The organism is Seongchinamella sediminis, from assembly GCF_003457605.1.
GTDB lineage: Bacteria > Pseudomonadota > Gammaproteobacteria > Pseudomonadales > Halieaceae > Halioglobus > Halioglobus sediminis.
This window is the reverse complement of record NZ_QRAN01000009.1, coordinates 1-13,725: the sequence shown is the minus strand read 5'-3', so window position 1 is coordinate 13,725 and position 13,725 is coordinate 1. Positions and strand designations below refer to the sequence as shown.

Below are 13,725 nucleotides of genomic sequence, written 5' to 3'. Positions count from 1 at the left end.
CACTGGAACCACTTGATCCGTCACCCATGAAAGCCACGCAGTGGTCGGATGGATATCCAATGGTCTCGTGTTGCGAATCGTGGATTCATAGCACGACAGAAACGAGCTTGCATGGGAGCGATGTCAATGAGTTCAGGCGCCGAGCTGCACCGCCAAAACACAGATTCCGGGCTACCTGAGTCAGAGCTGGGGGCACTGCAGGGTGACGTCTGGTTGACGATCCAGACGTACCAGGCTCATGGCCTCATTCGCGGTCGACGGGCTGCCGATGGCAAGCCCGCTATCATCGGCCTGATCGGGTTCGCCGATCGCCTGAAATTCCTATGGCACGCCATTCGCTTCGACGACCCCTACGCAGACTGGTGGCTACTCAAAGTGGAGGAGGGTATTGCCGATATCCGTGCTCAGCTTGGGGGCCTGCAGCAAAGGATGGCTGCGCTTATGGCCACACCCAGCAGCTCGCTGGAGTTCGTTGTGGCGCAATCGAGCCGGCCCCAGCGGGTATCGTTGCAGTTTGCCAACCCGTACGCCTTTCGTGCGGCGCAGTTGCTGGGCGAGTATGACCAGTTGATGTGTGCAGATAGGACCTTGCGTCATCTGGGTATCGAGATGCCGACGGATCTGGTCGAGCAGGTCGCGGGTAGTGGCCGCTGGGTGCGCCGGATTTTTGCTTTGCCACTGGGGTATCACTGCCTGGATATTTGCCGACAGGACGTTCGACAACAAACACCCGTGGCCATCAAGGCAAGAGAGCGGATGGGTGACCTGCCGGACGACATCCTGCGCGGTGAGCGGCTACCTGCCCTGCGCCCGTTGGTGTATCGGCAAATCGAAGGCAGCGCCCGCCAGGCCGGAGATGGGGCTTAGTCGCCATGGGCGCCAGCTCGCTCCAGCAGATCAGCCTATCCCTCGATCGGCGGATACCCCTCGAAGCGATTCTGTTACATCGTTTACAGCGTCTACCCAGGGACAGACAAAACGAGTGGTTGAGGCAACTTCTTTCGATAGGATTTCGTAGTGAATGCCAGGTCATCAAATCTGAGCAAATTTTGCCTGCCCCCAATTTAACTTCGCGAGCGTGGAGTACGCGCACCGTGATGGAGGGTTGTCACCTAATCGAAACGAACCATCACCATTCGGCGGATATGCCCAGCGAAGAAACCAAACAAGGCCACGCCTTTGATAACACTGTTCTAAACCCCGATCCACTGCCCAAAGAGCCTGTCGGTAAGCCCTTTGCCCATCTGAGACGGGTGATCGGCGAATAAAGACTCTCAAGACAGAAGCAAGGATGTACTCCATGACCGAACTAACCGATGAAAAATATACTGACGATGAACTGATCGACCCCATGGAAGTCGTTCCGGTAGGCTTGGATGACGGTTATGCGTACACCAAAGTAGCACTACCTAGCGGACGTCTTGTCGCGGTGCCTTCCCGGGCGCGGATGGGGTCAGCGGGCGTCACCTGGATTCGGGAGAAAGAACAAAAGATCTTTGAGTACGAAACCGATGGCAGCGTGTATTCCGTCGGCGCGGTGGATGGGGAGCCAACCCAATTCAATGAATACCCGGGTTCGGCACTGAACCGGGTGATCGTTCAACATGCATTACAACAATCGGGCCTCTCGGGCCGTTCTGTGCACGTGGTCACCGGATTGCCGGTCTCGGCTTTCTACCGCAATGATGGTCAGCAACGGCGAAAGGCGATCGAGGCAAAGAGAGACGGCTTGAAATTGACGGTAGAGCCTGTCGTTTCGCACGCGTCAGCGCAGCGAACACTCAAAACCAGTATCGCGTTTCACGAGGTGATTCCGGAGGCTTTGGCTGCCTGGTATGACTTCGTGATCGTGACGTCCGACGATGGCGTAACGCTTGATGCCGATCGCGTGAACGCGCCCATTGCCATTATCGATATCGGTGGCCGGACGACTGACTATGTGGTGGTCCGGGATCAGGGCATTGTCCACGAATCGTCGGGCTCTCTGAATCGCGGTATGCTCAACGTCAAGGTACGTGTAGCGAACGGTGTTCAGGAACTATTTGATGTCGATGAGCTGGGTGAGCAAAGCATTGCCAGGGCCGTTGAAACGCACAGATTACGACTTCACGGGAAGGATCACGACGTTTCTGACCTGGTGAAGGCGGCGAAACGGGAGTTGGTGGAAAGGCTCTACACGGAAACGCGCCGCAAGCTCGGGCTTGGGGTGGAGCTGGACCGGGTGCTGTTCGTCGGGGGTGGCAGTGCGGCATTGTCTGACGATATTGCCAACTGGTTTCCTAACCAGACAATTGCCGACCATGCCGCCTTTGCCAATGCACGTGGCATGCTCAAGTACCTGCAGTTTGTCTGCAATGTCCCCCCGAGGGAGGCGTAACGACTTTGTACGTGGCCACTGCGGTCTCAGTGGCAAAGAAGATGTCATCGGATTGTGTAAGCGACATCGCGGTTTTGCCGTCAATCCAACGTCTGGGCTTGCCCTGACTTTACTCACCCTGCCGGGAAACGACTTCCCGCTAGGGAATCGCGTTCTCCGGCATTCAAAAATGTTCAAGGAGAATGTGTCATGACCAGTAGACAAACTACGTCTGAAAAACCGAAGTATTTCGATCTTGATATACACGGCATCGGTTATCTCAACCGTGTACGCGAAGTGACGCCAGAGAACGGATTTCCCTTTCTCAGTGTCACAATCGCAGCACTGCGAGGGCCAGCCGACAACGTCCAGCATACCCACTTTGATTGTGTGGTATCGGGCGAGGAAGCAAAGGACCTGGTGCGCCAGCTGATACCTGCGGTCGAAGCCGACATGAAAGTGTTGGTGGGATTTCACCTTAGTGATCTGCAGACTCAAACGTTTACTTTTAAACAGGGTGAGCGTGCCGGTACGACAGGTGTTGGCTTGAAGTCCCGTCTACTGCGGTTCCAATGGATCAAGGTAGACGGGAAGCCATTCCTGGGAACGTCAGCGACCAGCAACGCCGTCGCCTAACCGCAAACCCTGGCAGCATCCACCGATGCTGCCAATCTTCCAACCCAGCGAGGGAACCTATTCCTCGCGGGATTGGTCTCCCCGCGCCTTCAAAGGAGACCAGTCATGGCTTCTAAATCATCGCCTGCAAAGGCAAGTAGTAAAAACCGTTTGGCGGCGCTGAAAATCGCATCGCTGACGGACTTTGAAAAGCAATCCCTGTTGCAATTAGCCCTCGCAGTATTGGGGGAGATGCATCGACCAGGAACCGAGCTGCCCAGCCCCAATCGTACCCGTGAATATTTGCGGATGTTGTTGGCGGATCGGAAGGCGGAAGTGTTTGGTTGCGTGTATCTGGATAACCGGCATCACGTCATCGAGGCAGCCGAGCTGTTTCAAGGCACGATTGACGGCGCATCGGTGTACCCCCGTGTGGTGGTACAGCAGGCGCTGACGCTCAACGCCGCTGCGGTGCTGTTTTTTCATAATCATCCGAGCGGCATCGCTGAACCCAGTCATGCTGACAAGGCGATAACCCAGCGGTTGAAAGATGCTCTGGCACTGGTGGACATACGTGTGCTGGATCATTTCATCGTGACTTCCGGTGAATCGCTATCGTTTGCCGAGAGCGGATTGCTTTAAAAGCCGTTTGTTCAACCCATTGGGGAGTCCCTCTTCCCCAGTGGGTAGGAGGTGCTCCCCGAGCTTTGTTATTCATTTCTCCAGGGAGAACCCTTATGAACAATTCAGAAACTCAATCGTTGGAAGACGTCTTTGGTCCTGTGATCGCCAGCTACAGCCGTGCACAGGCGATCGATGACGGTGTGCTGATCGATGTCACCACTATGGCACAAGAAGCCGGATTCAAGTGGCCAGTCGCACTCACGCACACTGCGTGGTGTGACTGTGTCGCCTGGACCGAGCGGGATAACCACTCTCAGGTTTACCAGGATGAGCCCGGCCGGTTGTGGGATGTGCTGTTCATGGCGTTCTACGCCATTCGAACAGCGACGACGCCGGGTGATCGGCTGCGATTCTCGTTGTATCGCGTGCCGAAAGACGGGCGATCCACGGAAGCCCAGGAGGTGAGCTTGAAACTGATGGTCGGCCCCGGCGACGCCGGCGAACCGGTCGTCACGATCATGCTACCCAATGAAGATTGATATCGCCGACGAGAATCGGCTCCTTGCCCTGGCCACTTGGGATAAAGTGGCACCTCCTCCGCACCTTCTCGCCTGTTTCCTTGAATGCGCTTCCCGTTTTAAGTGCCAGCGCCTTTCTTACTCTTCGTTTTGGCTATGGTTCCACTGTAACCACGGCTCGAACCACTCTGTCTGCTCGACGGCCATGACAGGTTGAAGACCTGGCGTGGGCGTTGATGCGTAAGAAGCCCTCGTCACTGCTGAGCGAAGCGGGGTAGTGACGAGGGCGGCGGAGCCCGGAACAACTACGGCTTGCGCTCGAATTGATGCGTTCAGCGCGAATTCAGTCTGGCTATACTGGCGGCCATGCATCGCAGAGAGCTTCATACGCGGCCACGGCGGTAACGTGGATGGGGGAAGTTGCCCTCGCCATCCAAAATGGCAGAAACAACAACAGCGTCGCCAGAGCTTCAACGGCGCACAGCCTCGGCTGCAGCTCATCTTCAACGCTTCTTCAATTGCAGGACGTCGTCCTCGCTTCAACCTGGCTATCGCCAAAAATCCGGCTGGCAATCAGCCGACTTTCAGCACGCCGTTACATCGACGGTTTCTTTCAACATGCGGACCGATGGTTCCGCCCATTAAACAGGAGGTGAAACGCTCACCATCAACGACGGCTCTTCGAGCCCTTGGTTTACCCGGCACCATCTTCAACAGAAGAGCAGCCAGGTTGCCTGCGACCAGGCTTATCAGGTCGAACGGGGAGTAGTGTCCCTTGACCCTTCCGCCTCGGCGGACCCTGTCAGGCTACGTGCCTGCGGTTGGTCATAAACACTTACCAGATATGGAAGTACACGATGAGAGACCTGAACTACCAATTGAAACAATTGTGCAAACGCAACCGCGATGGCAGCTACAGCACGCAAGCCAACCGTGCGCGTATGCTCAACCAGATCGCGAATCAGTTGCAGGAGATGGGGTATCGGCGGATGACCACCCGATCCCTGAAGCCAAAGCATGTGGATGCCCTGGTAAAGCGCTGGCTCGGTGAGGGCATGGCGGCCGGTACCATCAAGAACCGCATGAACTGCCTACGCTGGTGGGCAGCGAAAGTGGATCGGCGCAATGTCATTGCCCGCTCGAACGAGTTCTACGGCATCCCCGACCGGCAATTCGTCAGTAACGAGTCTAAGGCGGTCGCGGTCGATAGCCAGGCACTGACCAGTATCCAGGATGACTACGTGCGTATGAGCCTGGAGCTGCAGCGTTCCTTCGGTTTGCGAAGAGAGGAGGCAATCAAATTCATGCCCGGTTTCGCCGATCAGGGCGATCATATCCGGCTCAAGGCGTCCTGGACCAAGGGCGGCAAGTCGCGCGTCGTGCCGATCCTCCGTCAGGACCAGCGAACCGTCCTGGATCGTGCGCACCGATTGGCCGGGAATGGATCCCTGATTCCTTCCCAGAAAAGCTATATCCAGCAGTTGAGAGCCTACGAGCGACATACCACACAAGCGGGGCTGTCGAAGCTGCATGGACTGCGCCATGCCTACGCCCAGTCACGCTTTGAGCAATTGACTGGCTGGGCCTGTCCTGCCGCGGGTGGGCCGACCGCTGCCAGTCTCAGCGCCGATCAACGCAAGCTGGATCACCAGGCACGACTCATCATCAGTCGCGAACTCGGCCATACCCGCGAGCAGATCAGCGCTGTGTATTTAGGTCGATAGTCATTAGCAGAGAGCCGTTTGACAGAAAACCCGACACCCACGGAACGGATTGATCGTTCACGGGTGAGGATCGGTTGGTGATCATGACGACCATCATCATGATCGAGAGCCAAACATGTCTTCGTCCAAGCATTCCGCAATCCCGCAACGCTTAACGATATGGTTGTGCTGCACTGGAGTGGCCATCACGGGTCACTCCGCATGGGCCGCGCAGCAACTGAATTCAGTGAAAGGCGCTCAGGCCCAGATTGGCCGATATTCCGTCATTGCTGTCGCGCCAACGGCCGGACAGCAAGACCTTCTGTCGGTCACCAAGTCGATCACCATTCCGAACGACATCAAGACTGTCGGTGATGCCTTGCACTGGTTGTTGCGCGATTCCGGTTATCGCCTGGCAGATCATGCCGTTCTGTCGGAGGAAGCCATCGACATGCTCGATCTGCCGTTGCCAAATGCGCATCGCGCTTTTGAGCCGATGTCGCTCAAGACGGTGATCGGGCTGATGGTAGGCCCGGCGTTTCACCCGGTTCAGGATCCTGTACATCGCCTCATTGCCTTCGAGCGTTGTACCGATGCCTCGCACCCTGCATCGACCGGAGGCGCACACTAATGGAAGGGTTCTTTCTGATTATTGTGTTGGTCACTGCATTGCTGGTCGGCGTCGAGTCCGAGCGACCTGATCAAGAGCAGCGTTCTGTCCATACGGCTACGCTGACGATTGAGCAGGGTGTCACCGGTCAATCCCCAGTACATCTTTGCGACCCGACGCATCAGACCATCGTTCAACGCGATTTAACCGTACCGGTCGATCAGCAGGTCAACGACCATGACCGCTGAGTGCAGAGTGCGATCCTCGCGCATCGGGATTCTCGGATTTTGGCTGTGTATCACATTGCCCGTCAACGCGGACACCGGGCCGGGTTCGGACACTTCGGAGCTCCAGGCTGTCGAGCAGTCGACGACCCAACAGATCGAATCCCGGACTTCCCGCGCAGAACAGTGGGGGTTGGACCCAACTGAGTGGCTGCGTTATGAATCCCTGATGCAGGGAGTTCGCGGCAGCGTAAGTCCTGCCACGCTGTCACCCTTGGAAGTCTTGGGTATTCATGCACGCACGGCCGACGAGCGCCGTCGCTACGCCGAACAGTGGGCCGTGATGATGCGTGACGACGCCGAGCGGATCCTGGCGTTCCAACGTGCTTACGACGACGCCCAGCAGCGCCTGTTCCCCAATGGACTATTGATCGATGCCAGTGCCCTGGCCTCAGCCGCAACGAATCAAACGGCAACCGAAAAACTGACATGGCAGCCCGATGACCGGGTGCTGTTCTTTACCGAGACGCAGTGCCCGCGCTGTGACGCCGTATTGGAGCGACTGGTCAGTCAGATCAAACAATTTGCCGGCATTGATTTGTATCTGATCGATGTGTCGGTCGGTGAGGAGTCCCGCATACGCGACTGGGCTGCAGCGAGGCAGATCGATCCGCAGTGGGTCAGCGACCACCGAATGACGCTGAACATCGATGCCGGCGCGTTCGACCAGGTCACTGGCCACACGGGCCAGCAGGGTCAGGATTTGCCGGTACTGATACTGCGCCGGGAGGGTCAGTTGGCACCCTTGCCGGTATCGCGGTTTTGACGAGCGCCGGTCATGGCAAGCCGCTCGATCATCGTCTGTGCGGTCGGCCTATTGTGTGGGCCGATGATGGCGCAGTCGCAACCGATCCCCGCCGGGTATCAGCAGGTCGCGCGTGAATACGGTCTGCCGCCGGCGCTGCTCTATGCGGTAGCCCTCACTGAGAGCGGTCAAAGTTCACTGAGTCGTGGAGAGTTTCGCCCCTGGCCGTGGGCGCTGAATATCGACGGCAAGGGGCACTATTTTCCATCTCGCCAGAGCGCGTGGCAGGCCTTGCAGACGGCATTGGCGGAAACCGATGCGTCCGTGGATATCGGGCTGATGCAGGTCAGCTGGCGCTATCACCAGTCATCCCTGGGTTCATCCTGGCAGGCGCTCGATCCCTACCACAATATGCGGGTGGCGGCCGCGCTGTTGCGCGGTTGCTTAATTGAACACCGTACCTGGATCGAGAGCGCCGGTTGTTACCACGCACCCAATGATCCAGCCCGCGCAAACCGCTATGGCCGCCGTGTACAGGAGCGCTGGGCGCAAGTGCTCGATGCGACCGAGGAGGTTCCCGATGATGCTCAGTAATCGATCGCTGTTGCTTATCTTTGGGCTGGTACTGTCACTCTTGCTCGGCGTGAGTGCCAACGCATTCGCCGAGTTGACGCTCATTTACGACAACGGTCAAACGCGGCCGCTGGCACCATTGCTTGAGCCACTCCTGGCGGATGACTCGCCATCGTCCGGGCCAACCGTAAGCTCCACCCTCGATCCCTCGTCCAATCCCTTGTCCAGTGATGGTCCGGCAGACCTTCGCAATCTGTTGCCAGTGCGCTCACCCGGTCTGACTGTCGGCGATATCGCTGGCAGTGCCTTGCGTCCCGAGGTGCTGGCGCGGCTGGCACAAGGCAATCCACGGCCGTTTTTTTTGATCGGATCGGATGCCACGTCGTTGCGGTGGCTGGTCTCGCACCGAGACGTCCTGGAAGATCTTGGCGCCGTGGGTATGCTGATACAAGCCGAGACCGAGACAGATGTGCGACGGGTAGCGGAGGTGGCGCAAGGCTTATCCATCACCCTGGGATCCGGGAGTGACCTGGCCGCAGCTCTGGCCATCGATCGTTACCCGGTGTTGATCACCCCTGACGGTATCCGGCAATGAGCACGCATCCGATGGAGGCATTGTTGCGGCCTCCCGTCGAGTTGTGGTCCACCGCCACCGCATTTGCGGCGGGCACTCTGGCCTGGTTGGCACCCTGGGCTCTGATGATGCCACCGGGTATCGCGGCGGCCACCGGGTTGACCTTTTTCGGGTTTGGCGTGTGGCGGGGCCGTCAGGCCTGGCGCGTACTGCGCTACCAACATCACATGAAGCGGCTGCCGGAGTATCGCCTGCGGGCAGCGCAGATTCCCGTCAGTCGGCATAAGCTGTTTTTGGGCAAAGGATTTCGCTGGACACAACAACATACGCAGCGGCTGCGCGATACGCTGAAGCCCGAGGTGCGGCGTTACGTGCAACCGGGCAGGCTCTATCAGTGGGCAAGACAAAAGGAGGTGGCCTGGGAGTCGATCCCCATACTCTCGGTGCTGGCCAAAGGCTTGTGCAGCCGTTCCCGCTGGAATCCGTTGGCGCCGCTACCCGCGGTCGGCGGCAAGCCGGCGCTGCACGCCGTTGAACCCCTTGAGCAATCCGTGTGGATGGATCTCGGGGAACGCGTCGGGCACACGCTGGTGCTCGGCACCACCCGCGTCGGCAAGACACGCTTGGCCGAGCTGCTCATCACCCAGGACATTCGCCGGGGTGATGTCGTCATCGTCTTCGACCCTAAGGGCGATGCCGACCTGTTGCGCCGGATCTACGCCGAAGCCAAGCGCGCCGGCCGGCTGGACGACTTCTATCTGTTCCATCTCGGCTTCCCCGAACTGTCGGCGCGCTATAACGCCATTGGCAACTTCTCGCGCATCACCGAGGTCGCCACCCGTATCGCCAACCAGTTACCAAACGAGGGGAACTCGGCGGCCTTCAAGGAGTTTGCCTGGCGATTCGTCAATATCATTGCACGTGCCCTGGTGGCCTTGACGCGTAGACCGGACTATCAACAGATTCGCCGCTACATCAACGACATCGAACCCCTGTTTGTGGAGTATGCCGGCCATTGCGCCGAGGTGGCCGGTATCGACGCCTGGGCATCGCTGGTGGAAGAGCGCGCCGCGGACATCAAGGAGCGCAACCTGCCCAACGCATTGCGTGGCCGGTCGATGGAAGCCATCGCCTGTATGCGGTTATTGCAGGAGAGGGCCATTTACGACCCGGTTCTGGATGGCCTGATTTCGGCGTTCAAATACGACAAGACCTATTTCGACAAGATCGTCAGTTCCGTCGGCCCGCTGATGGAAAAGCTGACGACCGGCACCATCGCCGCGCTGATCTCGCCGGATTACCAGGACGAGCAGGATGCGAGGCCGATCTTCGAATGGATGGAGGTGGTCCGGCGCAAAGGAATTGTGTATGTCGGGCTCGACGCCCTCACAGACACCACGGTCGCCAGTGCAGTGGGCAACTCCATGTTCGCGGACCTGGTATCCGTCGCGGGCACGATCTATAAGCACGGTGTCATGGCGCCCGGGTCCGATACTTCACTCCCGGAAAACGCGCGACAGTCGCTGCCCACCATCTCATTGCACGCGGACGAGTTTAACGAACTGATCGGGGACGAGTTCGTGCCACTGTTGAACAAGGCCGGTGGCGCCGGTTTTCAGGTCACGGCCTATACCCAGACCTGGTCGGACGTGGAGGCGCGGATCGGCAGTCGCGCCAAAGCCGGGCAGGTGGCGGGTAACTTTAATACGATGCTGATGCTGCGGGTGAAAGAGCTGGATACCGCCGAGATGCTGACTGAGCAGTTGCCACGTGTGGAGGTTTTCACCCTGATGAGTGTCTCCGGTGTCGATGATTCCTCGGATCCCGGTTCCGGCGTCGATTTCAAATCCCGCAATGAGGACCGGATCAGCGTCTCGGAAGTGCCGATGCTGACCGCGGCGGATATGGTCACGCTCCCCAAAGGGCAGGCTTTCGCGCTATTGGAAGGAGGGCAGCTCTGGAAAATTCGTATTCCGTTGCCGGATGACCGCGCCGATGCCGCCATGCCAGGAAATTTTGAGGAAATGGCCGAGGCCATGCGGCGCAGCTACATCACCAACGATCACTGGTATCGGGTGACTGAGCACTGGTGGCACGGCGTCTCTGAGGCGACGGTTGAGCCTGCAGAATCGAGTGTCTCAGACTGAGCATGGCGGAACCGACCGATCCTCGTCGAACCGTTGCCCGTCCCGGAGCGATCTCCCTGGTATTGACGGGTTTCGCCCAATGCCTCAAATGGCTGATCCTCTCCCTGGTCTTTTCCATCCTGATCGAATGGATCGGTATGGCATTTTGGTGGGAGGAGCAGGGCGTGGCGCATAGCCGACAGATGCTGGTGAATGAGCTGCAATTTCTTGGGGCAGACTTTCATCGCAGTTGGTTGACCGCGCAGCCCATGCAGTTCGCCAGTGATTTATCGGAACGCTTCTACACCATCGCCTTCGAGTGGACCGGCCTTATTGATCTCATTCAGTGGGTCACGCCGGTTCCCTCCTCCGAAGAGTCCGGTGTGCGCCCCCTGCTGCACCAACTTTATCGGCCTGTGGCTGACTATGTGTTGGCGGGGATGCAGATCACCCAAGTATTTGCTGTGAGACTGGCCATTCTGGCCCTGGCCACCCCGGTATTTGGGCTTTTCACTCTGGTGGCACTGGTGGATGGTCTGGTGCGGCGGGATTTGCGGCGCTGGGGCGGGGGCCGGGAGAGCTCTTTCGTCTATCACTACGCCAAGAAAGCCGCCATTCCGCTGATCATCATGGCCTGGGTACTCTACCTGGCACTGCCATTCAGTCTTCATCCGTCCTGGATCATCCTGCCGTTTGCTCTGGCCTTTGCCTTTGCCGTCACCATCACGGCCAGCACCTTCAAGAAGTATCTCTGATACACTTGACTGTACTATTACAGTTTGCTAGGCTGCATCAAAGCACTGTAAAAATACAGTACGGAGTTAAGCATGATCGCACAAGCCGAACAATTACTGCAGCGTGGTTCCAGTGTCACCTGTTCACTGCTGCCGGCGATTTTCGCTATTTTCAGCCAGTGGCGCTTGACTGGCGCTCAGCAGATGACCCTGTTGGGGCTCAGCAATGAGAAGACCCTCTACAACTGGAAGAACCAGCCCGAAAAGGCCAAGCTGACCCGGGACTTGCTGGAGCGGGCGAGCTATATCCTGGGGATCTACAAATCTCTGCAGATTCTATTGCCCGACCAGGCACTGGCCGATCAGTGGCTGGCTACCCCTAATGACAATCCGCTGTTCAATGGCACGGCACCGCTGGATCGCATACTTGCCGGTCAGGTCGTGGACCTGGCTGTGGTCAGGAACTTCCTTGATGCGGAGCGGGGTGGCTGGTGATCGATATCGCTACGCTACCCAGCAGCGAGATCAATGAACCGGTTTACCGGGTCATCCTGTCGCGCTACCCACAGATCCACCTGTTCGAGCGCGTCTCCAATCCCCAGGATTGGGATGTGTTGTACGCCGTAGAGTCACTGACCAATCCCAGGTTACGCGACGAAGTGGGTGATATTCGTCTGGTGCCTCCGGAAGATCGTGTCTATGGTGATGGCGCCTCCTGGATCATGGCGGCGTTTACGCACCCGCCTGTTGATGGTCGTGGCGGTCGCTTCAACAGGGACTTTGGTATCTATTACTGCGCCGCTGACGAGTCGATCGCTGTGGCCGAGTCCTCGTTTCATCGCGCACGATTCCTGAAAGAGTCTCGAATCGACAGGACCACCCAGGAAATGCGCGTTATCCGTGCACAACTGGGGCCGGCTACCTTGCACGACATACGACACCTGGTCGGTGAGGCGATTTACGATCCCGATGATTATCGCGAGGCACAGCAGCTCGGCTACAACTTGCGTGATGCAAACAGTTACGGTGTTCACTTCCGGAGCGTGAGGGCGGAGGGTGACTGCTACGGCGTCATGCGCCCCAGGGTGCTTTCGGATGCCATCCACTGGCGCTACCTGCGGTACCACTATGACCAGGGATCGATCGTCCAGGTTGAATCCCTCGATGGCAACGGTAGACGGTGATGGCGATGTACAAAGAACTGCTGTGGATATTCACCCAACTCCCTGACGATTACATCGTCCTCGATACAGAGACCACGGGATTGCCTGATGAAAACGGCTTGCCGGATATCGTAACGCTCGGCATCACCGTGGTTAGGAATAGAGAAATCGCGGAAACCATCGAATTCAAGACACAACCGCAAAAACGAATTTCAGAAGAAGCGCAATCTATACACGGGATCACCAACGAACAGGCTGCCGCATTCGAGTCCTTTGATTCGCAGTGGCAACGGATTGCCGGCTACCTGAAGGATCAGCTCATCATCATCCACAACGCCAGTTTCGACTGGCCGATTCTCCAGGATCACGTTGAGCGATACGGAATGGTAATGCCGCAGATTCAAGGGGTGTTCTGCAGTCAGAAAACAGCCATCCCATGGGCGCAGGCAATGAATTTGCCATGCAGCCACCGAGGTCCGTCGTTAGATGCGCTGACGAAAGCATTTGGTGTTGAAGATCTCAGAAACAATTTGGGCGGGTTACACGAAGCGAGGATTGACAGCCGGCAGTTGAGCCAAGTTGTAGAAGCTATAAGACGCAATGAAAGCACGATTTAGTTCTTAACCTTGAATTGAAAGTTAGGAATGTTCAATTGCTTCCAGTAATAGATGCGGTCTTTCGATTTTAGCTGTTGATGAACGCGTTTTAGAAAATGCAGGAGTGAATACAAGCATGGTAAACCTCGGAAGCCGACAACCTACAGAATTTTCAGTATAGAAATGGCTCAATCACCTGAACTCGCTGGCGGCGAAGGCTTCACCTTTGAGGGCGACGCGGCTGCATTCTATCTGACCGCACTGCTAGCCGAGGCTTATGCACCCGGCATCGATGATCGAACTGTTGTTCAGGTATCGGTTCAGCAACGCGATTTCGGTGAACCACTGGATGATGTGATCGTCGATTTTGAAGATACCTCAAAGTGATCCTGCCCACTGATGATGGACACCCTGCTAAGCGAGTAAACTACGCTACAGAGGTGAACCATGACCAGCAAGACAGGATCGAAAAAGACGACGCGGAAGCAGTATGCGCCTGAGTTC

17 protein-coding genes are annotated in these 13,725 nt (G+C 57.4%); all 17 read left to right on the top strand.

The genetic code is table 11. The annotated features are described in order from the left end of the window. Positions 1-126 precede the first annotated feature (126 nt). Positions 127-867 (top strand): PFL_4669 family integrating conjugative element protein, encoded by a 741-nt coding sequence (locus DWB85_RS09700; protein ID WP_117954245.1) that lies wholly within the window; start codon positions 127-129, stop codon positions 865-867. Between the two features lie 433 nt (positions 868-1,300). Next, positions 1,301-2,377, top strand: coding sequence for a ParM/StbA family protein (parM, locus tag DWB85_RS09695; RefSeq protein WP_117954243.1), 1,077 nt, complete (start codon positions 1,301-1,303; stop codon positions 2,375-2,377). 189 nt (positions 2,378-2,566) lie between these two features. Then, the gene (locus tag DWB85_RS09690) at positions 2,567-2,992 is read left to right on the top strand and encodes a DUF3577 domain-containing protein (RefSeq protein ID WP_117954044.1); all 426 of its coding nucleotides are present in this window, start codon (positions 2,567-2,569) and stop codon (positions 2,990-2,992) included. A gap of 105 nt (positions 2,993-3,097) precedes the next feature. Beyond that, on the top strand, positions 3,098-3,613 hold the full coding sequence (locus DWB85_RS09685; protein WP_117954043.1) for a JAB domain-containing protein: 516 nt from the start codon (positions 3,098-3,100) through the stop codon (positions 3,611-3,613). Between the two features lie 95 nt (positions 3,614-3,708). Continuing rightward, positions 3,709-4,134, top strand: coding sequence for a DUF6573 family protein (locus DWB85_RS09680; RefSeq protein WP_117954042.1), 426 nt, complete (start codon positions 3,709-3,711; stop codon positions 4,132-4,134). Between the two features lie 836 nt (positions 4,135-4,970). After that, positions 4,971-5,837: a phage integrase N-terminal domain-containing protein gene (locus DWB85_RS09675; protein WP_101517470.1), complete on the top strand. Its 867-nt coding sequence runs from the start codon at positions 4,971-4,973 to the stop codon at positions 5,835-5,837. A gap of 115 nt (positions 5,838-5,952) precedes the next feature. Continuing rightward, entirely contained in the window at positions 5,953-6,447 is a 495-nt protein-coding gene (gene pilL2 / locus DWB85_RS09670) for a PFGI-1 class ICE element type IV pilus protein PilL2 (protein WP_117954041.1), read from the top strand. Further along, positions 6,447-6,674 carry a hypothetical protein gene (locus tag DWB85_RS09665; RefSeq protein ID WP_101517468.1) on the top strand — a complete coding sequence of 76 codons (228 nt, stop codon included), beginning with the start codon at positions 6,447-6,449 and terminating at the stop codon, positions 6,672-6,674. The genes pilL2 and DWB85_RS09665 overlap by 1 nt, the downstream gene beginning before the upstream one ends. Further along, positions 6,664-7,476 carry a TIGR03759 family integrating conjugative element protein gene (locus tag DWB85_RS09660; protein WP_101517467.1) on the top strand — a complete coding sequence of 271 codons (813 nt, stop codon included), beginning with the start codon at positions 6,664-6,666 and terminating at the stop codon, positions 7,474-7,476. The genes DWB85_RS09665 and DWB85_RS09660 overlap by 11 nt, the downstream gene beginning before the upstream one ends. A gap of 12 nt (positions 7,477-7,488) precedes the next feature. Then, positions 7,489-8,049, top strand: coding sequence for a transglycosylase SLT domain-containing protein (locus DWB85_RS09655; RefSeq protein ID WP_101517466.1), 561 nt, complete (start codon positions 7,489-7,491; stop codon positions 8,047-8,049). Further along, positions 8,036-8,623 carry a PFL_4695 family integrating conjugative element protein gene (locus DWB85_RS09650; protein ID WP_239017283.1) on the top strand — a complete coding sequence of 196 codons (588 nt, stop codon included), beginning with the start codon at positions 8,036-8,038 and terminating at the stop codon, positions 8,621-8,623. Before DWB85_RS09655 ends, DWB85_RS09650 begins: the two co-directional genes overlap by 14 nt. Next, a complete protein-coding gene (traD, locus tag DWB85_RS09645) occupies positions 8,620-10,749 on the top strand; it encodes a type IV conjugative transfer system coupling protein TraD (RefSeq protein ID WP_205422706.1) in 2,130 nt (709 codons plus the stop codon). The genes DWB85_RS09650 and traD overlap by 4 nt, the downstream gene beginning before the upstream one ends. Positions 10,750-10,751: 2 nt before the next feature. After that, complete coding sequence (locus tag DWB85_RS09640; protein WP_101517465.1) at positions 10,752-11,483, top strand: TIGR03747 family integrating conjugative element membrane protein; 732 nt, start codon at positions 10,752-10,754, stop codon at positions 11,481-11,483. 72 nt (positions 11,484-11,555) lie between these two features. Beyond that, positions 11,556-11,957: an MbcA/ParS/Xre antitoxin family protein gene (locus DWB85_RS09635; protein ID WP_101517464.1), complete on the top strand. Its 402-nt coding sequence runs from the start codon at positions 11,556-11,558 to the stop codon at positions 11,955-11,957. Continuing rightward, positions 11,954-12,646, top strand: a complete 693-nt coding sequence (locus DWB85_RS09630; RefSeq protein ID WP_101517463.1) for an RES family NAD+ phosphorylase — start codon at positions 11,954-11,956, stop codon at positions 12,644-12,646. Before DWB85_RS09635 ends, DWB85_RS09630 begins: the two co-directional genes overlap by 4 nt. A gap of 5 nt (positions 12,647-12,651) precedes the next feature. Then, entirely contained in the window at positions 12,652-13,242 is a 591-nt protein-coding gene (locus tag DWB85_RS09625; RefSeq protein ID WP_101517541.1) for a 3'-5' exonuclease, read from the top strand. Positions 13,243-13,404: 162 nt separating this feature from the next. Beyond that, positions 13,405-13,608: a hypothetical protein gene (locus DWB85_RS09620; RefSeq protein WP_117954040.1), complete on the top strand. Its 204-nt coding sequence runs from the start codon at positions 13,405-13,407 to the stop codon at positions 13,606-13,608. The last annotated feature ends 117 nt before the right edge of the window (positions 13,609-13,725 follow it).